22 protein-coding genes are annotated in these 20,710 nt (G+C 37.3%); 15 read left to right on the forward strand and 7 right to left on the reverse strand.

Going from position 1 to position 20,710, the window contains the following annotated elements; genetic code table 11:
* Positions 1 to 5: 5 nt before the first annotated feature.
* Positions 6 to 458 carry a Dps family protein gene (locus AC4NPH_RS20740; RefSeq protein WP_013057685.1) on the reverse strand — a complete coding sequence of 151 codons (453 nt, stop codon included), beginning with the start codon at positions 456 to 458 and terminating at the stop codon, positions 6 to 8.
* Positions 459 to 650: 192 nt separating this feature from the next.
* Between AC4NPH_RS20740 and AC4NPH_RS20745 the strand changes: the two genes are divergently transcribed.
* The 3 genes from AC4NPH_RS20745 to AC4NPH_RS20755 all read left to right on the forward strand — a co-directional run bounded on the left by AC4NPH_RS20745 (position 651) and on the right by AC4NPH_RS20755 (position 2,456).
* Positions 651 to 932 carry a hypothetical protein gene (locus AC4NPH_RS20745; RefSeq protein ID WP_013057684.1) on the forward strand — a complete coding sequence of 94 codons (282 nt, stop codon included), beginning with the start codon at positions 651 to 653 and terminating at the stop codon, positions 930 to 932.
* 93 nt (positions 933 to 1,025) lie between these two features.
* A complete protein-coding gene (locus AC4NPH_RS20750) occupies positions 1,026 to 1,199 on the forward strand; it encodes a hypothetical protein (protein WP_013057683.1) in 174 nt (57 codons plus the stop codon).
* A gap of 555 nt (positions 1,200 to 1,754) precedes the next feature.
* Complete coding sequence (locus AC4NPH_RS20755) at positions 1,755 to 2,456, forward strand: poly-gamma-glutamate hydrolase family protein (RefSeq protein ID WP_057273469.1); 702 nt, start codon at positions 1,755 to 1,757, stop codon at positions 2,454 to 2,456.
* 51 nt (positions 2,457 to 2,507) lie between these two features.
* On the opposite strand, the gene AC4NPH_RS20760 is transcribed toward AC4NPH_RS20755, so the two are convergent.
* Positions 2,508 to 2,777: a CPCC family cysteine-rich protein gene (locus AC4NPH_RS20760; protein ID WP_013057680.1), complete on the reverse strand. Its 270-nt coding sequence runs from the start codon at positions 2,775 to 2,777 to the stop codon at positions 2,508 to 2,510.
* A 284-nt stretch (positions 2,778 to 3,061) separates the two neighbouring features.
* On the opposite strand from AC4NPH_RS20760, the gene AC4NPH_RS20765 reads away from it, so the two are divergent.
* Together AC4NPH_RS20765 and AC4NPH_RS20770 are read left to right on the forward strand one after the other, a co-directional pair.
* The gene (locus tag AC4NPH_RS20765) at positions 3,062 to 3,622 is read left to right on the forward strand and encodes a copper resistance CopC family protein (RefSeq protein ID WP_098196675.1); all 561 of its coding nucleotides are present in this window, start codon (positions 3,062 to 3,064) and stop codon (positions 3,620 to 3,622) included.
* Positions 3,623 to 3,626: 4 nt separating this feature from the next.
* Complete coding sequence (locus AC4NPH_RS20770; protein ID WP_231101747.1) at positions 3,627 to 4,688, forward strand: copper resistance D family protein; 1,062 nt, start codon at positions 3,627 to 3,629, stop codon at positions 4,686 to 4,688.
* A gap of 31 nt (positions 4,689 to 4,719) precedes the next feature.
* Here the strand turns inward: AC4NPH_RS20770 and AC4NPH_RS20775 are convergent, their stop codons facing one another.
* Positions 4,720 to 4,914 (reverse strand): hypothetical protein, encoded by a 195-nt coding sequence (locus tag AC4NPH_RS20775; protein ID WP_013057677.1) that lies wholly within the window; start codon positions 4,912 to 4,914, stop codon positions 4,720 to 4,722.
* A 219-nt stretch (positions 4,915 to 5,133) separates the two neighbouring features.
* Between AC4NPH_RS20775 and AC4NPH_RS20780 the strand changes: the two genes are divergently transcribed.
* Positions 5,134 to 6,861 carry an ABC transporter ATP-binding protein gene (locus AC4NPH_RS20780; RefSeq protein WP_013057676.1) on the forward strand — a complete coding sequence of 576 codons (1,728 nt, stop codon included), beginning with the start codon at positions 5,134 to 5,136 and terminating at the stop codon, positions 6,859 to 6,861.
* A 42-nt stretch (positions 6,862 to 6,903) separates the two neighbouring features.
* Here AC4NPH_RS20780 and AC4NPH_RS20785 read toward each other — a convergent pair whose 3' ends face one another.
* Positions 6,904 to 7,569: a type 1 glutamine amidotransferase domain-containing protein gene (locus tag AC4NPH_RS20785; protein ID WP_013057675.1), complete on the reverse strand. Its 666-nt coding sequence runs from the start codon at positions 7,567 to 7,569 to the stop codon at positions 6,904 to 6,906.
* 97 nt (positions 7,570 to 7,666) lie between these two features.
* Positions 7,667 to 8,245 (reverse strand): hypothetical protein, encoded by a 579-nt coding sequence (locus AC4NPH_RS20790; RefSeq protein WP_063671971.1) that lies wholly within the window; start codon positions 8,243 to 8,245, stop codon positions 7,667 to 7,669.
* Between the two features lie 150 nt (positions 8,246 to 8,395).
* Here AC4NPH_RS20790 and AC4NPH_RS20795 point away from each other — a divergent pair, with 150 nt between their 5' ends.
* Entirely contained in the window at positions 8,396 to 8,794 is a 399-nt protein-coding gene (locus AC4NPH_RS20795; protein ID WP_057273467.1) for a FixH family protein, read from the forward strand.
* Between the two features lie 63 nt (positions 8,795 to 8,857).
* Here the strand turns inward: AC4NPH_RS20795 and AC4NPH_RS20800 are convergent, their stop codons facing one another.
* A complete protein-coding gene (locus AC4NPH_RS20800; RefSeq protein WP_064471828.1) occupies positions 8,858 to 10,234 on the reverse strand; it encodes an aminotransferase-like domain-containing protein in 1,377 nt (458 codons plus the stop codon).
* Between the two features lie 150 nt (positions 10,235 to 10,384).
* On the opposite strand from AC4NPH_RS20800, the gene AC4NPH_RS20805 reads away from it, so the two are divergent.
* Both AC4NPH_RS20805 and AC4NPH_RS20810 read left to right on the forward strand, forming a co-directional pair.
* Positions 10,385 to 11,302: a DMT family transporter gene (locus AC4NPH_RS20805; protein ID WP_098314639.1), complete on the forward strand. Its 918-nt coding sequence runs from the start codon at positions 10,385 to 10,387 to the stop codon at positions 11,300 to 11,302.
* 294 nt (positions 11,303 to 11,596) lie between these two features.
* Positions 11,597 to 12,928 (forward strand): polysaccharide biosynthesis protein, encoded by a 1,332-nt coding sequence (locus AC4NPH_RS20810; protein ID WP_063671969.1) that lies wholly within the window; start codon positions 11,597 to 11,599, stop codon positions 12,926 to 12,928.
* A 35-nt stretch (positions 12,929 to 12,963) separates the two neighbouring features.
* On the opposite strand, the gene AC4NPH_RS20815 is transcribed toward AC4NPH_RS20810, so the two are convergent.
* On the reverse strand, positions 12,964 to 14,754 hold the full coding sequence (locus AC4NPH_RS20815) for a transglycosylase domain-containing protein (RefSeq protein ID WP_097812186.1): 1,791 nt from the start codon (positions 14,752 to 14,754) through the stop codon (positions 12,964 to 12,966).
* Positions 14,755 to 15,576: 822 nt separating this feature from the next.
* Between AC4NPH_RS20815 and AC4NPH_RS20820 the strand changes: the two genes are divergently transcribed.
* The 6 genes from AC4NPH_RS20820 (at position 15,577) to AC4NPH_RS20845 (ending at position 20,660) form a co-directional block, all read left to right on the forward strand.
* Entirely contained in the window at positions 15,577 to 16,179 is a 603-nt protein-coding gene (locus AC4NPH_RS20820) for an alpha/beta hydrolase (protein WP_029322598.1), read from the forward strand.
* A 290-nt stretch (positions 16,180 to 16,469) separates the two neighbouring features.
* Positions 16,470 to 17,180 carry a polysaccharide deacetylase family protein gene (locus AC4NPH_RS20825; protein ID WP_063671959.1) on the forward strand — a complete coding sequence of 237 codons (711 nt, stop codon included), beginning with the start codon at positions 16,470 to 16,472 and terminating at the stop codon, positions 17,178 to 17,180.
* A 15-nt stretch (positions 17,181 to 17,195) separates the two neighbouring features.
* The gene (locus AC4NPH_RS20830; protein WP_013057665.1) at positions 17,196 to 17,789 is read left to right on the forward strand and encodes a DedA family protein; all 594 of its coding nucleotides are present in this window, start codon (positions 17,196 to 17,198) and stop codon (positions 17,787 to 17,789) included.
* Positions 17,786 to 18,919, forward strand: coding sequence for an MGDG synthase family glycosyltransferase (locus AC4NPH_RS20835; protein ID WP_013057664.1), 1,134 nt, complete (start codon positions 17,786 to 17,788; stop codon positions 18,917 to 18,919). Before AC4NPH_RS20830 ends, AC4NPH_RS20835 begins: the two co-directional genes overlap by 4 nt.
* Before the next feature lie 92 nt (positions 18,920 to 19,011).
* On the forward strand, positions 19,012 to 19,761 hold the full coding sequence (nfsA, locus tag AC4NPH_RS20840; RefSeq protein WP_013057663.1) for an oxygen-insensitive NADPH nitroreductase: 750 nt from the start codon (positions 19,012 to 19,014) through the stop codon (positions 19,759 to 19,761).
* A 356-nt stretch (positions 19,762 to 20,117) separates the two neighbouring features.
* Complete coding sequence (locus AC4NPH_RS20845; RefSeq protein ID WP_491938907.1) at positions 20,118 to 20,660, forward strand: LysM peptidoglycan-binding domain-containing protein; 543 nt, start codon at positions 20,118 to 20,120, stop codon at positions 20,658 to 20,660.
* Positions 20,661 to 20,710: the final 50 nt, after the last annotated feature.

The raw sequence follows: 20,710 nt of genomic DNA on the forward strand, positions 1-20,710 counted from the left end.
TCTTTTTATGCGTTTACGGATGTTTTTACAGGTAAAGCAGCTTTTAGCATCCAAATATGTTTTTCAATGTTGCCGATTGTTCCAATGAATAAGTCAGCTGTTACGTGATCGTGTGCTGCTTCAGCGTTTTCAACTGCATTTTTTAGGTTTTTAACAAGTAGCGTATAGTCATTAATTAAGGTTTCTACCATTTCTTCACTCGTTTGCTCGTTTCCATCTTCAGAAAGAGTAGCTGCTTGCAAAAATTGCTTCATTGTAGCAATTGGGCTTCCTCCAATGGCTAGTAATCGTTCTGCATATTCATCTATATAGTCCGCCGTCTCATTATAGAGTTCTTCAAATTTTTCATGAAGCGTAAAAAATTGAGGCCCTTTTACATACCAGTGAAAGCGATGTAGCTTCGTATACAATACGTTAAAATCGGCAATTTGTTGGTTCAATACGTTTTCTAAATTCATAGTTAATAGCCTCCTAATGAGTTGTTATTATCTTATATTTATATTATATCAAATATCAAATTAAAATCAATACTTATTTATAATTATTATTAAATAATAATCAGGGTGCTTTTAAATTATAGCTATTCTCTTTAAAAACTCTAAAGATATGATAGGATAGAGCAAGAGTATTGAAAGGAAGAAGGATTAGTTATGCATATTACACCAGAAGCAAAACAATTAATTAACAATATACTTGAAGAGCAGGAGATAACAGGAATTCGCTTGTACTTCAAAGGAATTAGCTGTGAAATCCCTAATATTGGGTTAGCTTTTGAAGAGCCTTTTGAAAATGATGAAATGTATGAAGTCGACGGAGTACAAGTAGCAATGGAAGCTTCTATTGTGCCTTATACAAATGAATTAATGTTAGATGTTCATACAACGCCGTACGGTCCAGGTTTAGCATTAGTTGGGGCTAAAGAGGCTGAGTAAAAAATTTATGTAAGAGAAGCTAACAGGTTTGTTGTTTGTTTTGGTAAACCTTGGTTTACTTAATTCAAACGTTAGTGAAATGGAGGGGGACCTATGCTTCTTTCTCATCATGTAACGGTTGAACAAAGGCAGCAAATCAAACGCTTTAAGCAGCAAATACAAGACGCAAAAACGCTAGATGAGCGCCGTTTGTATCAAGCCCAGCTAAATAAATTTGTTGAGCGCCTATTTATTGAGAATCGCTTGCAGCGCAGCGGCGAACAATAAAAAACACCTAGAAAAGAAGCCTTCAAAGAAGGTTTCTTTTTTTTAAGTAGATTATTATACTTTTAACTCTTGTAATTATTCATTTTCTTATATATCGCCCTTTATCTACTTGAAATCCGGTTTTCTGTATGAATATAGCACTAAAAACGTGTAAGTGACTATTAAATGAAAGCGCTTTCTGTTATAGTGAAGGTATAGAATTGTACTTGTTCACCTACAATGTTCATAAGGAGTGGTTTGTATGATTGAAAGAGGAAACTTCTTAATTGGTTTAGCGTGGGGAACATCTTTGAGCATACCTTTATGGATCGCCTTCTTTGGCTGGATAAAATTAGTTTGGCGCTTGCTTTAAATAAATAAAAACAAAAAAAGTAAAAAAACTTCAGTGGATATGCGCTGAAGTTTTTTTAAATAGAATAAATAGGTATTAAGAACTATTAAATAAATTATAATTTATAACGATAAGTAAATAAGACTACTATAAATATTATTTCTGGATTTTTTAAGATTCTAATGTTTTAGGTCTTATTACACAACGGAAAGCAGGAGTACAAATTGAAAAGCTATCGTTTAGTAAGTTTCTCTACCTTATGTATCTGTCTACTTGTTTTATTCATTTCACCTTTTCAAGATACATCTAGTGCGTCAACTGATAAATATCAAAATTTCAAGCAGCTCTCACAGCACGAGTTTTCAGCTAGCTATAAAGTGACGACCAAAGAAACAAAAAGCCCTGTCCTTATCTTTGCTCCACACGGTGGAGGAATTGAAGGGGGGACAAGCGAAATTGCCAAAGAGCTTGGCAAACAAAATGCTCTTTACCTATTCGAATCGTTAAAGTCGAAAGGGTCACGAGACCTGCACCTCACAAGCACTCATTTTGATGAGCCCACAGCGCGTAAGATGGTAAGCAAGTATGATAATGTTTTATCACTTCACGGGTATTCTGGGAACGAAAAACATATTTTTGTGGGGGGAACTGATCGGGAGCGTGCAAAAAAATTAACGCAATTATTAAATCAAAATGGATTTCCCGCGGAACTGATTACAAAAGGGCACGATGAGATTGCAGGCATTAACCCTGGAAATATTGCAAATAAAAATCGTACCGGGAAAAGTATTCAATTGGAGATTAGCCAACCGCTGCGAAGTGCTATGTTTCATTCATTCTCTTCAAAAGGAAGAGCTTCGTCTAAAACTCAAACTTTTTATAGGTTTACAAATGTGCTTTCTACATTTGTTTCCACTTCTTACTGAATCCAAAAAAGAATGCTTTCACAAGCATTCTTTTTTTATAAACTAGTTTCGCTACTCGTGACTTATAATAGGTTTCCAGTTAAAATCTTTTACATCTTGAACAGAGGGCTTTCTCACGTGCTGTAAGCTTTCTTTATTACACGCTCCATAAACTATAAAATTTTCCTGGGCTTCTATTAAAGAAATAGAGTTGGCTCCTAATTCGTTGGCATTCAGCTTTTGGTACGGATCGTCTTCCCAAAAACATATCTCACAAATATCATAGTCACCATCACTGTCTAACGATTGATAACCACAGCAAGGGCATGTATACTTTTTCATTGTTTCTATCCTTTCTGTATGGGATTTTAAGCTAGAAAAAAGTCAGCCATCTTAATTAACTATTTTACTATATTCAAGGATAATCTGAAAGAATATTCAAAAAAATTACAGCGGCATCTTCCCTAGGATTTGTGAACATTTTATAACGAATTGGTAATAGTTATTGTGAGACTGAGTAAAAAAGGAGTACACTTACTAGGAAAATAGATCGTGTTCGAAAACGTCTACATAAAAGCATTTTTGGATATGATGAAAAAAGAAAAAAGAGATAGGGAGTCATAAATATGAAAAAAATAATAGGTTTACTTTTAGCATGCTTTTTAGCTGTTCCGACAGTTAGTTTTGCTCATACACATGTGCAAACAACAGTGCCGGAAAATGGTGCAACTGTTACAGCTCCTCTAAAAGAAATTAAATTAACCTTTGAAACACACATCGAGAAAATCAGTACTGTAACCGTTACAAAAGATGGACAAAAAATTTCACTTGCATCGCAAAAAGTAGAGGGTCATGATTTAATAGCTTCTCTCGATCAGCCTCTTGAAAACGGATCTTACACAGTGAACTGGGAAATTGTAGGGGAAGATGGTCATGTAATGAAAGATTCGATTGCTTTTAAAGTAGATGTGAAAGATGAAGCGAAAGAACAGAATACTCAAGCAGCCGGAAAAGATAGTGAAAAAAAGCAAGACGCCACGCAATCCGAACAGCACCAAAAAAGTGCAGTAGCAAATGATGAAAAAACAGAGAACAATGATTCTTCATCGTTTTTTGTTATCATGATTATTGCTATTGTAGTGGTGGTTGGAGCATTACTCTTAATCTTCAGAAAGAAAAAGGCTTAAAAAGATGAGTATTTTGTTGCCTGTTTTTGAGTGGTTCACATACGTAGGTCTTTCCTTATTATTAGGATTTGCTGTACTGCAATATGTACCTCTTACAAAAAAGCCAACAATTTTATTATCAAAGCGATGGCTACTTGCAAGTGCAGCGGCTGTCGCTATTTTTTCGGTTGGAAATTCGCTTGAGATTATTTTATCTTTTTCAAAAATAAGAGGGTTAGGTGAAACAGTTCGTCTTGTATTATTGGAAACAAGAACCGGACACGCCTGGATCTTTGTTGTGCTGATTGCTATTTTATGTATGGTTGCTGTTTCAATAGAGAGCCACCCTCATATGTATACATTACTGACTGTAGCCTTGGTGGGAGGAATCGCCTATGCAAGTCACGCAGCATCCGCTTCTGCGCTTAGCGGCATGCTTTCTCATTCTCTTCATATTTTAGCAGTTGGACTGTGGGGAGGGGTGGTTCTGATTGTTGCCGCTTTTTCAAAAGAAACCTCCAATTGGAAAAGTTTCTTAAGCTGGTTTACTCCTTTTGCAATCGCTTGTTTTGTGCTTCTTTCATTAAGTGGGTTCATTTCGATGGTCATTATCATGGGGCTGTCCAACTACGTAAATTCATGGGCTACAGATTACGGGCAGTCTCTTTTACTAAAGCATATTACGATTATTCCGCTGCTTGCATTTGCCGTCATCAATGGCTTTCTTATGAAAAAAACGATAAAACATCCAGAATATAAGCCCGTGATGTGGATTCGAGCAGAAAGCATTATTTTGCTTATCATTTTTTTATTTACAGCTATCATGGTGACGCAATCGCCGCCAACTAATATAAGTCATATGGCAATGGATTCATCGATTCTTCCGTTTATCTATGGGAAACAAGTGACGCTCCCTCTAACGTTTCACGTAACGATTGTAGGAATCCTATTCTTATTTGTCGCACTGCTGTTTTTTGTGTATTTACTTGTTTGTTTTTACAAAAAGACAGTATGGCTTAGCGTATTAAGTGCGGGTTTGTTTGTTTTTGCTTTTTATATTGCGATGATGACAAGTATTCAAGTCTAAAAACAGTGAGAAATATCTCACTGTTTTTTTATTAGCCATTAAAAGCTGTGTTATCTCTCGGGCCTTTTCCCAGAGAAGGAGGCATCGGCATATGGGAATTAGAACCAGAGCTAGAACCAGAGCCGGACGTAGAGCCGCTTGGAGGCGATATATTTCCTACGTTTCCAAAAATAATGATCCCGCCAGAAATTGTTCCAATAGAAACAGATTTAATATAAACAGACATTCTTATTCAACCTCTCATCTAGTAAAAGAGTTCAGTGTACCATAGTATATGACCAGCTTGTCATTTTCGTATAGACGAGTTTGAAAAATAGGTAAAAGCTTAGAAGTTCAGGTTGAGAAAGGAAATGGTGTAAAATAAGATAGAACTTTGAAGGTAAAGTGTGTGGTGTCTACCTAAAGTGTGTATACCACCTATTAAAAGAATTAGAAAGGAACTAAGATGAATACGCAAAAAGGAATTCATTTTTCATTTAAAAAATTATGGTTGCTAACGACCCCTCCGACAGGAAAGCTACTCATTTCGTTTATACTGGCCTTAATTAATACCGGAGCGTCGCTTTCTATTCCTCTTGTCATTAAAGAAGTGATGGAGAAAATTGCAATAGGAGTCTCACCGCAGCTTATAGCAGGACTCCTTGTTTTATTTGCTGCTCAAATGGTAACAAGCGCAGTATCTCTTTATCTCCTTGCTCAAGTAGGACAAGGTGTTGTAAAAGAACTCAGACATAAAGTGTGGAACAAGCTCATAAAGCTTCCGGTTTCATTTTACGACCAAAATCGTTCCGGTGAAATGGTAAGCCGCATTACAAATGATACAACCATTGTGATGAATTTATTGTCAACAGAAATGATTGACTTTGTTAAAAATATTTTATCTATTATCGTTGCCATTGTTATTTTATTTACGCTTGATGTACCCATGACGCTCATTTTATTAGCGGTTATTCCCGTTATGTTTGTACTGGTTATGCCGCTAGCGCGAAAAATACATAAAATTTCACGTGAGCAACAGGATAAAATGTCCAAGCTTACGGCTTTTTTAGCTCAAATGCTGAGTGAAATCCGCTTGATTAAAGTATCCGGTTCAGAGAAAAAAGAAGTTGATTCCGGCTTACAATCGTTTCAGTCACTCTACCTCTTCGGTGTAAAGAGAGCTAAAATTGAAGCCATCATTACCCCGATTATTAGCACGGTGATGACCGCTGTTATGATTGCCATCGTCGGGTTTGGTGCATACCGGGTGAGTGAGGGATTTATCACTGCAGGAGAGCTGGTGGCTTTTGTTCTTTACCTTTTTCAAATTATGGTTCCGGTTGGTTCACTTACCCGATTTGTTACGAGCTTTCAGCAAACCAAAGGAGCTTCAGAAAGAATCTTTGATATATTAGCTGAGAAAGAAGAGAACTATGAAAATGGAGAAGTGCTTGAACAGGTAGGGAGTTTAAGGTTCGATAAAGTTGCTTTTCAATATGAAGATAAACCAGTATTGCAGGAAGTTTCATTTTCTGCTAAGAAAGGAGAAGTTACCGCTTTTGTTGGACCTAGCGGAGCTGGAAAATCTACTGTTTTTTCGCTTATCGAACGCTTTTATGAGCCTTCATCGGGGCGCATATTCTTGGATGGAACAGACAGTCAAAACGTCAACTTACGTTCGTGGCGTCACCTGTTTAGCTATGTTCAGCAGGATTCTCCGATTTTAGCAGGAACAATTCGAGAAAATCTCATTTACGGATTAGAGCGGCATGTGACGGATGAAGAAATAGAAGAAGCAGCGAAGTTAGCGAATGCTCATCATTTCATTCAGTCCTTTGAAGCTCAATATGAAACAATGATTGGAGAAAGAGGTATTAATCTCTCAGGAGGACAGCGACAGCGTATTGCAATTGCCCGAGCGCTGTTACGCAATCCTCAGTTTTTACTACTGGACGAAGCGACAGCTAGCTTGGACTCCGAATCAGAAAAGCTTGTGCAAGAGTCATTGGAAACGGTAATGAAAGAACGCACATCACTCGTCATTGCCCATCGTCTATCTACGGTCATTAATGCGGACCAAATTGTTGTAATAGAAGAAGGGCAGGTTACAGGAAGCGGAACGCATAAAGAGCTGTTAGCCTCTCATTCTTTTTACCGGCGTTTGGTAGAGCAGCAGTTTCAAACATCCCTATAGAACAAACAAAAAAAGACTGCTTTCAAGCAGTCTTTTTTTAGTTTATTTATTTAGCTTTTTGACTAATTCATCACCCATTAACTCAGAAGAAAAAGGATCTCGGCTTGTGACAATTTGATCATTTGCCCAAACGGCATATGCTTTTTTATCCATCTCAGGGATGTAGTTAGCCACTTCACGAAGTTCTTGTTCTAAACTGTATGGTAAAAAGGGAAGTACTTCTTCCGGTTCGATTTCATCAGGATAACCGGTTACGTCTAGTCCTTTAATTAACAGTTCATCATCGGATCCTTTCAAGAAAGCAAAAACAGAAGGTCCGTGACACTCAGCTGCTAAAATACCCCCGTTGTCGTACACTTTGTTCATAAGTGCATGCAAGTCCACATTTTTTGCTAAGTCAAACATAGCGCCGTGGCCGCCTACTACTAAAATAACGTCATAGTTCTCAGCATCTACTTCTTCAAGTTTCATTGTCTGATCCGCTCTTCCTGATTCATATAATTGCTTATACGTTCCGTCTGGATCAAAGTCTTCTGAAATACTTCGAACGTCTACTTCCGGCTTACCTCCAAAAGGTGAGGCTAAATCAACGGTGTGCCCTGCGTCCTCAAGCTTTTGCAGCGGAGCAAATAATTCTTCTGCCCACCAACCTGTGTGATAATCTTTCTCTTCGTATCCGCTTGATAATACAGCTAACACTCTTGCCATGTTTATACCTCCTAAATAATGTAAAACGTATAGTGATACATATCATGTATTCATTGTGAACTGTACCCTATATAAAAAAACTTTAAACAATGGCAAGTTATGAAAAGGTAGCGTGAATCATAAACAAAACCAAAAAAGAGATAGCAAATTTAAGATGCCACTTTTTATCTGTACGCTTATAGCGCTTCACGCCCATCACGAGTAAACAAGCTAGAACAGCCATCGTAATAATTCCTGAAAAGTACGTAAAATTTGCTTGAAATCCTTTTATTAAAGCCATATAACCATGTAAAATAATCAAGGCTGTTGATATAAGAGCAATGGGAACGTGCCACTGACGAACGTACTTGGCTAAAAATTGGATAAGCGGTTTTAACTCAAAATTTCCTTTTTTTATGTGCGATAACGGTTTCCATTTTAATAATAAAAAAATAGGATAAATGGCTAAAGCTGCAAAGAAACCAATTCGTGCGATTGAACCAAGCTCTTTAAAATTCCCTTCATATATTTTAGAATCGAGCGGAAGGGAATGTTTATAAATAGGGATGTAAATAAGCCCTGCTACAACTAGTAAAAAAGAGATAGTAAAGATAAAGATCACTTTTTCACGCTCACTTTTATTTTTAATCAATGTCTGTAGCCATGATTTTTTAGCTGGAGATTTAGCTGAATTCATTTTCTTCCTCCTCGGAAAAAACTAGTTAATGTCAGTATGAACTTTTTTCCTTAAAAAACCTTTAAAAATCCTTCTTTTTTAGAAAAATTCATTTTTTTCTTTGCAATACGCGTTATAGTTAAACAAAGGGTTTAAAAAGGAGATGAATACATGAAAAAAAGAATAAGTATATCTATAATCAGTCTTTGTTTACTTTTAACGGCCTGTGGTCAGGAACCTGCTCAAAGCACAAATGCTGAGCAGCCAAAACCGTTGGACGTAAATCTTCAAGGCCCAGGGGCGTTACAGAAAAATGAAAGCGGTATCTACAAAGCCGAAGTTACATATGGAGACGAAAAAGTGAAAAATGATGATGTTGAAATGATTGAATTTGAAATAGAGAAAAAAGATGGCGAAGGGAAAGGGAAGATGTTAAAGCCTAAACAAATAGGAGAAGGTGTATATGAAATACAAACATCTTTCTCTGAGCCTGGCACATATACCGTGCAATCACATGTTTCTGCAAAAGGGACGCATAACATGCCTCTTATAACCGTTACGGTTAAATAAAAGAAGTCAAGGATTCTAATTCCTTGGCTTCTTTTCGTTTAGTATGTCCATTGAATTCCCATTCTACAAGGGGAAAAGGTTATTTGGAATAGGATGATTTTTTCTATCATCAATTAAAGTAATGCACTGAGCCAGCTGTTCAATTCCTCGTTTGATCGTATTCGTATTTACTTGTGAGATGCTTAATCGGAGAAGAGTGTCTCGTTTGTATTCTGGTAAAAAAAATCTAGAAGCATCATCAACATATATGTGCTGCTCGTTTAGCATGTGAACGATCTGTTTTGCTGTCACATGCTCAGGCAAACTAATGGATAAATAGAATCCTGAAGTTGGTTTAGAAAAGTGTGTATGAGCGGGTAGCAGTGAATCACATGCTTCTACAAGAGTTTGCATTTTGGTATGGTATACCTCTTTTATCTTTTTAAGATGACTAGTAAACATGCCGCTTTTTAAATAAATTTCAAGAGCACCTTGGGAAAGCGCTGAACTATTAAAATCTGAACTGAACTTATATCGTAAAAAGTTGCTATTCATTAACGAAGGAAGCACGACAGCAGCAATACGTAACCCAGGAAGAAAGATTTTCGAAAAGCTTTTAATGTAAATAACTCGTCCAGAAGGATTAAAAGAAAATAAAGGATCTGATTTTGCATCGGGATCAAGGTCGCCCAAAAAGTCATCTTCCACTATATATACATCGTATTTTTCGGCTAGCTCCACGATTTTTTCCTTCTCAAAATTTGTATAACAATGCCCAAGAGGATTGTGAAATCTTGGAATAATATAGAAAAATTTTATATCATTATTTCGAAAAATGTACTCCAAACGATCAAGATCAATCCCTTTCATCGATAGCTCGATCCCAAAAGCAGTAGCTTGGTGCAGCGTAAGAGACTCGATAAAACCGAAATAAGTGGGCTGTTCAATCAGGATATTATTTTTTCCATTTGGAAATGGCATAGAAACTAATAAGTGAAGAGCTTGCTGAGACCCGGATACAACAACTAACCTTTCAGCTTGAGTGAACACCTGTAGGTTCTGCAAGTGTTTCACTAACTGTACCCGTAATGAGTAAGAGCCTTGTTGATCAGAGTATGTAAAAAGCTCTTCTTTGTAGTGTTCAATCGCTTGGTTTATACAATGCTGAAATTCAAGATAAGGCATAACGTTTTTATCTGGACCAGCAGACAAGAAATCAATCACTTCATTTTCATTCGTCCTATGTTGAAATTCTGCCACAACGTAGTAGCCGCTTTTAGGAACAGAATAAATTAAATGCTCTTTTTCTAGTTCACTGTACGCTTTGATAACGGTATTCTTGCTGCACGAAAAATGTTGGGATAGTCGGCGAACAGAAGGGAGTTTACCACCTGCAATAAGCGATCCAGTTGCTAGGCCAAGCTTAATTTCTTCCATGATTTTCAGATATTTCAAACTCATAGGTCCTACTCCTTTAATTTGTACCCGTACAGATAGATAAAAGAATGATTTATTTTAGTAGTTGTCCTGCGCTATCCTTTTAATTATATCAGAACTTTTTTTAGAAAAATGGTACAGTTCTGAAAAATAAAAAGACAGGGGTAGGGTAAGATGCAAAAAGAAACGAGAGAGAAAATGGGCTTATTGTTGGGGTTAGTAGGCGTTATCTGTTTTAGCTTAACCCTTCCTTCTACAAGCATTGCAGTGGAGTATTTCGGAACGACAGTCGCCGGTTTAGGAAGAACAGCTGTAGCTGCTGTTTTAGTAGCTGTGATATTGATTGTACGAAAAGAAAAATTTCCTTCTCTTCGCCAATTTAAAAGTCTGCTGATCGTCGCTTTAGGCGCAGTTTTAGGGTTTCCTCTGCTCACTTCTTGGGCAATGAAATTCTTGCCTGTTTCTCACGGAGCGGTTGAACTCGCTCTTTTACCATTAGCCACAGCCGGTTTTGCGATGTTTAGAGGGGGTGAACGTCCTTCTTTAAAATTCTGGGTCTCAAGTATAATCGGTTCGGCAGCTGTTATCGTGTATGCTCTTCACCTCGGATTCGGTCAACTGCAGTTTGCTGATGCAGCTTTACTAGCAGCGGTGCTGATACTTGGACTGAGCTACGCAGAAGGAGGGGGGTTAGCAAGAGAATTAGGCAGCTGGCAAGTAATTGCTTGGGCCATTATCATCGGTGCACCATTTTTTATGATTCCAGTGGGACTAAGCATTACAGCTGAAATGCTCCATGCGCCTTTACAAGCGTGGGTTAGTTTGATTTATCTCTCAGTAGTGAGTCAATTTTTAGCATACGTTGCTTGGTACAGCGGGATGGCTATGGGTGGAATAGCCAGAGTTAGCCAGGTTCAATATTTACAGCCATTTTTAATGATTCTGTTTGCAGCTCTATTTCTAGGTGAAACAATTACACTTTTTACTCTTGCTATAGCAATAATTGTTGTCTTTTCGGTTGTACTAGGCAAAAACGCTTCGGTGTCAAAAAAAGAAGTGCATCCACAGAAAATGGTGAATAAAGACGCTTAACTAATATGTGAATTTGTTATATTAAAACAACATGCTCTATTCCCGTTAGCAATCAGCAGGCTCATTGGGTCTCCTGTGTTCTCTATGCAAGTTTCAAGAGCCAAAAGATAAGAAATGAATGAATTTCCTATGTAAAAAAGGTATATAACGGTTTTTTTTTACATAGGTTGAACATTATACAAGAACTTGTACACCAAAAAATACAATTAGACAAATAATTCGTATAAAGCTTGTCATATACATAGAGAGAAGAGGTAGTGATGAAAAAGGACGGGAAATAGAGGAGATAACGAGATGAACACTTTTTTGAAAGGAACGTTTATTCTAGCAGGTGCTGCCTTTGCAGGAGAGTTAATTGAATTTCTTGTAAATATGGTACTTGCTAGAGAATTAGGAAGGGAAGGCATGGGCATGTACATGACTGTTCTTCCTATCATTTTTCTTATTGCCACCGTAGCTAACTTAGAACTGCCTATTTCTATTTCTAAATTTTTGGCTGAACATCATCGCAAAGAACATCAGCATATGATGAAGCATGCCACCATTTTTGCGACTGCTGTGAGCTTGGGAATCTTTTTTATTACACTGGCCGTATTAGCAGCCTTTCCATTTTTTAGTCACTATCATCCTTACTTGAAATGGGTCGTACTATGTTTCATTCCGGTTGTTTCATTTTCAGCGGTGCTTCGTGGATATTTTACGGGTAAAAATAATATGACGACTATCGCTGTGTCTAATTTTATCCGCAAAGCCTTTCAGCTAACGATTTTATTTGTTGTTTTTCAAATGCTTGCTTTCACAGATGTTAAAATGTCGCTGTTTATTGCGATTTGTACGCTAATTGGAACCGAAGCTGTTATTTTGCTTTATTTTTTTATCACGTATGTTACTCAGTTAAGTGTTTTATCAAGAGGGCACAGACCTCTGCTTTCTCCAAGTGAGATTCGGAAAAAGCTGTTAGGCGTCTCACTTCCGACCACGGGACTGCGTTTATTTAACGCGGTATGTAATGCTATTCAGCCGTTTTTAATCAAACACGCGCTCGTTTTATCGGGCATGACTTTAACCGGGGCAACGCAGCATTTTGGTATGCTAACAGGGGTAGCGATGTCGATCGGATTTTTTCCAGCTTTCTTTGCTCATTCTCTTTTAGTGGCACTAATACCTGCTGTATCTGAAGCTCATGCGAAAAATCAGGAAGAACAGCTTCAAAGACTTTTGACTCAAAGTATGCAAATGACATTTTTATATGGGATTCCGTCTATAGTGGCGATGTATTTCTTTGCTGAGCCGCTTACTAACTTGTTTTTTCATTCTACAGAGGCCGTGTACTATTTAAAGGCTTTATGGCCGTATTTTCTTTTTCACTTCTTTGCCGTCCCGCTTCAAGCTTATTTAATTGGACTTGGCTATGTAAAAGATGCTTTTTATCATACGATTTGGTCTCATATTGTATCTTTTTCCCTGATGTTTTTCTTAGGATCACAAACAAATATTGGCATGCAGGGAATTATTATCGGGATGAACTGTGGCGTGGTTGTCTTGACCGTTCTGCATTATGTAACGATTTGCAAAGTCATTAACGTTTCCTTTTTTTCACTTAAGCATAAAACGCATTTATCTTAAAAAAACCTCCAACAGTGAAGTTGGAGGTTTTTTGGTTACCAGTTATTCATAATTGAGCTAAACAGTGTAGCAGGGTCTTGTCCGCCGCCGCCTGATAAGTATTTCGTTGTTTGCGTAGAATTAGCATTATCAAAGCCAGCGTGGATAGAAACGACTGCATCATCGGTATACCCGACAAACCAAGCATCTTTGACATCGTTGGTTGTACCGGTTTTACCTGCAGCATCTCGTGAAGAACGAGCATTAACACCTGTTCCATAGCTTTTTTCAATCACATCCTGTAGCATGGATGTCATTGTATCCGCATTTTCTTCACTCATTACTCGCTCTGTCTGAATGTCTGGCTTTTTCACTTCACCGTCGCGCATCTCAATTTTTCGAATTGCGTACGGCTTAGTCATGACGCCTTTGTTAGCAAAAGTTGTATATCCTTGTGCTAACTGAAGGGGAGAGAACGTTGTGGTCGTTCCTCCCAGAGCAAGCCCTAATTTTGACTTATCGTCATCTTCAAGAGGAAGTCCAGCTTTTTCCATGAATTTTGCGCTTGTATCAATACCAATTTGTTTTAAAAGCCAAACAGCTGGAACGTTAAGCGAACGAGTAAGTGCTTCACGCATTGTCACATGCTTTTGATATTCACCTTCTGCGTTTTTAGGGCTATATCCACCGCCAAAGTCTTGTCGTTCGTCACTTAAGAGTGAAGTTGGTGTATAATCTCCAGTTTCTAAGGCTGGACCGTATACGGCTAAAGGCTTAATAGCTGAACCAAGCTGATAGCCGCTTGTAGCACGGTTTAAGCCGTTTCGCTCATAGCTGCGTCCTCCATACATCGCTGAAATTCCACCTGTTTTAGGGTTAACAGCTGAAATCCCAACCTCTACTTTGCTGTTGATGTCATCATCTCGGAACATATGATTTGCTACAGAGTTATTAATCGATTCCTGTAAATTAGGATCTAAATCTGTATAAATGGCATAACCACCCTTGTAAAGGTCATCAGCAGATACGCCATACTGTTGAGCAGCTTCGTTAATTACATAATCAATAAATGCTTGATTTGAGTTCGGTTTTTTAACCGGAATACTAGGCTTGACTACACGTTCGTTTAACGCTTGCTGATACTGAGTATCATTAATAACGTTTTGGTCATGCATCAGTTTCAATACAACGTTTCGTCGGGCTGTCGCTTTTTCTGTACTATTGCTTGGTGAATACGTACTCGGCGCTTTTGGCAGTCCTGCTAAAAGCGCAGCTTCGCCTACGGTTAAATCTGATACAGGCTTATTAAAATAAAGCTGAGAAGCTGCACCAATACCATATACACCGCTTCCGAAATAAATTTGATTTAAATATAATTCCAAAATTTGATCTTTTGTAAATTGTCTTTCTAAGCCTAGTGATAGAAACATTTCATCTACTTTACGTTTAATGGTCTTATCACTAGATAAGTAAAGATTTCTTGCTAACTGCTGTGTAATGGTACTTGCGCCTTCAGCTTTACTCATTGTTACAATGTTCTTAAAAAGGGCGCGGCCAATACCTTGTAAATCAATCCCAAAATGCTTGTAAAAGCGACGGTCTTCCGTTGCAACAAACGCCATTTTTACATAATCGGGAATTTCATTGCTCGAAACATTTTGACGGGGAACGGTTTTATACAATTCGTCAATCTTACGGTCATTTTTGTCATAGACTACCGTACTTTGAACCGACTGCAGTTTCGAGTAAGATAAATCAGCCGTTTGCTGAAATTGCTTTAATACATAGGTAACTCCTAGCATTACAATTAAAACAACGACTAAAAAGGCTAAAATAAATTTCCTCATGTTGGTTCACTCCACTAAGTAATAATTCCATGTTTACACATAGCTACATTCTTCGTCTTTACAAGGTCGTTATGTAAAGAATGCTAAAGTTTGTTGATCCATTCAATCTTTTAACAGAGAGATGGATGATAAAGTATTAACGTTCACAAGCTGACGCGCTAAGTTTAATAAAGGCTATTATTCAAGTGCAGGTAAGTTTTTAGGGTATAAGATGATTGACATAAATAGCTCTTTACGCAGTTATTTTTTGCTTACTCGCAGATGTTTCGTTTTTTTATTAAACTGAAACGAAGTGAAATACAATCATCTGAACTTAGTTTACCCATAAATTTGTGTTTGTCAAATAAAGTCGTATAAAGCACCATTCGGGGCTTTGTTCCCCTTTATGAAAAAACAAGCTGGTATTTTACGTTCTGTTTCTCATAGAAAAAAGTTGTTATAACACGTATAAGAAATAAGATTTAGTACGTTCGGGTATAAATGCTGATATCTGTTGAAAGTAACGAAATAAAGCAAAAATTAACTAATTTATCAGACTAGGGCACTTTTTATACGAAGGAGGACGGGCTAGTTTTAATCATTATCCACCTTTTGACGGGAGCACTTAGCTAAAAGTGGAATATTTCTTTCCCCGTTGTAAGTCAAACGAATTAAATACCTAGCTGCATATGAGCAATGGCTATATGAAGTTATTCAGTATTATGTGATACTGCCAGCAAAACATACAGGTATTTCTTTGACAGTAGTTCCTTTACAAATGCTTCGAAAGTTCTTATAATAAATTTATCTTTAATTCGAGATATTTAAAAGGAGTGGATATACGTGAAACATATTTTTAAAAAAGGAACGGACGAGACGAAACCGACTTTGTTGCTGTTGCATGGTACAGGAGGTACAGAACAAGATCTGCTTCCTGTTGCAGATATGATTGATTCCTCTTGCTCGGTATTATCTGTAAGAGGAAATGTACTAGAAAACGGAATGCCCCGTTTCTTTAGACGTTTACAAGAAGGAATATTTGATATAGAAGATTTAATTGAACGTACAACAGAACTTCATCAATTTTTAGACGAAGCGGCTGAAACATATTCATTCGACCGACACAACATCGTAGCTGTAGGCTACTCAAATGGTGCCAATATTGCAGGAAGTTTGCTATTTCATTATGAGAATTCTTTAAAAGGGGCGGCTCTTCTTCATCCGATGGTTCCAAGAAGAGGAGTTGAAGTGCCTAAGACGGACGCCTCTATCTTTATCGGCGCAGGCACAAACGACCCTATTTGCCCAGCATCAGAAACAGAAGAACTTTCTGCGCTTTTAGAAAAAGCCGGAGCAGACGTACAGGTGCATTGGGAATCATTTGGACATCAGTTAACACGAACAGAAATTGAAGCAGCTGAAAAATGGTATCGGTCAAAATTTTAATTTAAAAACTTTCCGCACTCGTGCGGGAAGTTTTTTTATTTTTAAAAAATAATGAAAGTTATCGTACAAAAGATAGTTATAAATGGTAAAAAGTACTTTTTTTACTGAATGAAGGGAAATTTTATGATATCATTTTATTTCCGGTATATCTTTGCAGAACAGCTATTTTTAGGTAAAGTATCAAGTTATTTTAAAATTCCTGGTTTCTATCACAAAAAAATGAAACCAAAGTCTGAGTAAACCGTTATAATAAATGCAGGATTTAAATTCAAAAGGATGGTTAAAAGCATATGACTCGTTTTTTTATTGTTTTACTTTTCGTTCTAATGGTTATATGTGTATATACCATTATTTCGCAAACCCTTTATCGTCGCTATCATTCATCAGTCATAATAAAAGGGGAAAAAAAGCATAAAATAGCTATAACATTTGACGACGGGCCTCATCCTGTTTATACACCAAAAATTTTGGACTTGTTCAAACTGCATGAAATGAAAGCTACTTTTTTTATTGTGGGAGAACTAGGGGAGAACCACCCGTCTATTTTAAACAGAATGATCGATGAAGGACATGAAGTAGCTATACATCATCATCGTCATGTGAGTGCATGGACGCAAACACCTTGGCAATTAAAAAGACAAATTCATCAATGTGCACAGGTTATAAAGAAAGTAACAAATCAAAAGCCGCTTTTTTATCGTCCGCCGTGGGGACATTTAAATATGAGCAGTTTATCAATGGCCAAGCCATATCACCTTGTGATCTGGACAGGAATCTTTCAGGATTGGACACTAAAAACAACGAAAACGGCATTAGTTCAAAAACTAATGCGTAAAGTAGAAGATGGAGCCATTTTTGTGTTACACGATAATGGAGATACCCCGGGAGCAGATGAAAAAGCACCTGAAATGACGATTGCGGCGTTAGAAGAATTTTTACCTTACTTAAAACAGCAAGGGTATGAAAGTATAACCATGCAGCAATTGATGAATCAATCGTAAATAGAGGAGCGAGCAGTGGACTTAACAATTATTTCTCAGTATATACATTCCTATGGTTATATTGTTATTTTACTTGTACTTTTTTGTGGGATTGTTGGAATTCCAGCGCCTGAAGAATCATTTTTAATATTATTAGGCATGTTTATTGCCAAACATCAGCTGAACTTATACGAATCATCTCTTTTTGCTTTTTTAGGTGTTATAACTGGAATGCTTACTGCTTACGGGCTAGGAAGGTATGCGGGAACCCCATTTTTTGATAAATACGGAAAATACGTAGGGTTAACCAAAGAGAAAATTGAAGCGGCAAGCGGCAGCTACCATAAATATGGGATATGGACCATTTTATTTGGTTTATATATTCCAGGCTTGCGTCAAATTAGCCCATATATGGCGGGAATAAGTCGCTATCCGTTTTTGCTTTATTTATTGTTATCGGTAGTAGGAAGTCTAGTATGGGTCCTTTCTTTTCTAATTCTAGGTTACTACGTGGGAGATCGAATTCATATTTCGTATATTATCATGGGCGCTGTAGCTTTTTTTGTCATTTATTTACTTATAAAAAGAAAAAGAAACCGAAAACGTCTTGAGAGGAGGGATGGTCAATGAGGAAGGTTTTATTCTTACCGCTTTTTCAGATGCCATCTGGTCATCACCAAGTAGCAGACGCCGTTATGGATGCCATCATGGAGCGTTTTTCGCACGTTATTTGTCAAAAAATTGATTGTTTAAGCTATTGGAGCAAACCGCTTGAACAAATGATTTCATCGATATACATGAAATGGATTTCTGTTTTTCCAAAGCAGTTTGAAAAATTTTATTACGGTCATGTATACAAAAAAAACGACCATACGATGGATGATTTTGTTGTGAAAAAGTGGCCGATTATCGAATACCATATGAAAAAATTAATTGATGCAGAGCAGCCGGACGTCATTGTTTGTACACACAGCTTTCCTTCCTGTGTATTAAGCGGGTTAAAAGAAAAAGGAATCATTGATCTTCCTATTATAAACGTATACACAGACTTCTTAGTAAGCGACGTATGGGGTAAAAATGGAATTGAACTTCACTGCGTGCCTGATCAGGATACAAAAGCGTTTTTACAAAACGTTCACGGTGTAAAAGAGTCTTCTATTTATGTAACGGGCATTCCCGTTCATAAAGCGTTTTTAAAAAGACGGATTGACCATCTCATGCCACAGAAACATATACTGATTGCCGGAGGGAATTCTGGCCTTGGAAATGTACGCAAAATGCTTCAGCAGCTTCCGCAAAACTGTACGTATATGTATTATGTGCTGTGCGGAAAAAACAAAAAGTTGTATCAAGAACTAATAAAATTGAACCACCCGAGAATTAAAGCGGTCTCGTATGTAAAATCGAGAGAGAAAATGAATGATTTATATGAGGGAGCAGATGCCATTGTCACAAAAGCGGGGGGAGTGACAATTAGCGAAGCCCTTCACAAGAGACTACCTATTTTTATTCACTCATCTCTTCCCGGTCAAGAACAAATTAACATTGAATATCTAAAAGAAAAAGAGCTGCTGATACCGCTTAATGATGCTGAAGCCTTTGAACAGCAGCTTAAGAACATTTTAGAAAATGATGTGAAACGAAACCGGTTGATAAAACGGATGGACGAATATGTAGACAGCTTAGAAGTAAAAGTAGATCGCGTGCTTGCAGATCACTTTAAGCTGTATCGATATGAGACAAGTCAAAATCAATTTTAAGCAGAACATTGGTTATTTCTTTTTACATTCGATAAACTAACTGTAGAGATAGCATCTGTAGAAGGTTAGATGAAGTAAAAGGAGATTATAATATGAACTCAGTTATTGAAACGATTTTAAATCATCGTTCTATTCGCAAATATGAAGACAAACCATTGTCGGAAGAGCAAATTCAGACGATTGTAGAAAGCGCACAGGCAGCTTCCACATCAAGCTATATTCAAGCGTATTCCATTATTGGAGTAAAAGATAAAGAAACGAAGCGAAAGCTTGCTCAATTAGCAGGAAATCAGCCTTACGTAGAAACAAATGGACACTTCTTTGTATTTTGCGCTGACTTTCATCGTCATGATGTCATTGCGGAAATGGAGAAAAAAGATTTATCGACAGCGCTCGAAAGCACAGAGCAGTTTATGGTAGCTATTATTGACGTTGCCCTTGCTGCGCAAAATGCAACGCTTGCTGCTGAATCAATGGGACTTGGAGCTTGTTACATTGGCGGTTTGCGTAACGAATTAGAAGAAGTAAGCAAATTGTTAAAACTGCCTCATCATGTAATCCCGTTATTTGGTCTAACGGTTGGACATCCAGCGGGTATTACGGATAAAAAGCCGCGCTTACCATTTAAACATGTGTATCATGAAGAAACATATGAGCCGAATGATGAGCAGACGAAAAAAGAATTAACAGCGTATAACGAAGAAATTTCTGCTTATTACAACGAAAGAACAAATGGCAAACGCCAAGACACATGGACTGGTCAAATGGCTGAAATGCTTTCCAATCCTAAGCGTATGTATATGAAAGAATTTGTTGAAAAGCAAGGATTTAACAAGAAATAAAAAAGCTGGGACAAAAGTAGTTTAGCCGAATTGAAAAACGAACCGCTGATCAAAATTTTTGATTAGCGGTTCGTTTTTTTTTGTTATGAAAAAAACTTAATATACCCGTTAAATGATCACTAAAAAAGAAGAGGCATAGCCAGCAATGGTAGAGAAATTTAACTATTTTAGTAAAAACAACAATAAAAAGCAGTAAAAAGTAGAAACGTTTCATCATATAGCCAAATTATCAGAAATATTACGATTGAATGTTCTGTTTTGTTAAGTTTTGTAATAAAAGTAGCACGGCTCTGTAACGGCTGTGAAATGTGAGGATGATATCATTCAATCATTGAGTAAATAAGGAGGTATTCTTAATGAAAAAATTTATATTTACTCTAGGAACAACAGCAATCCTTTCAGCAGGATTTGTAGGTGCAGCTTCTGCTTCTACAAGCGGAACGTATCACGTAGAAAAAGGTGATACGTTATGGAAAGTCGCTCAAAAGCACAGCGTGAGCGTAGACGAGCTAAAAGATGCAAACAACTTAACATCTAATATTATTTATCCAAATCAAGAATTAAACGTAGCTACTATAAAAGAAATGACGCACAAAGTTCAGCAAGGAAACACATTATGGTCCATCAGTCAGCAATACGGCGTGACGGTAGATCAAATTAAAGAATGGAACGGACTGAAGTCAGATTTAATTTATCCTGGCGAACAATTAAAAATTCAGTCTCCAAACGGTCAATCTCAGCAATCAAGCCCTTCAGTAGCCCAAGCTGCTCCAGAAGCTCAGCAAGCTCAAGCACCGGCTGAACAAACTCAAGAAGAACAGCAGCAAGCTCAAGCTGAACAAGCTCAAAAAGAACAACAGCAGGCTCAAGCTAGAAATTGCCTGAACTTCCCCTACTGATCTATCGGATTTTATAATGAGTATCCTTCCGATAAAGAAACTAATTATAA

Source organism: Priestia sp. MDV22-iso46 (assembly GCF_058629175.1).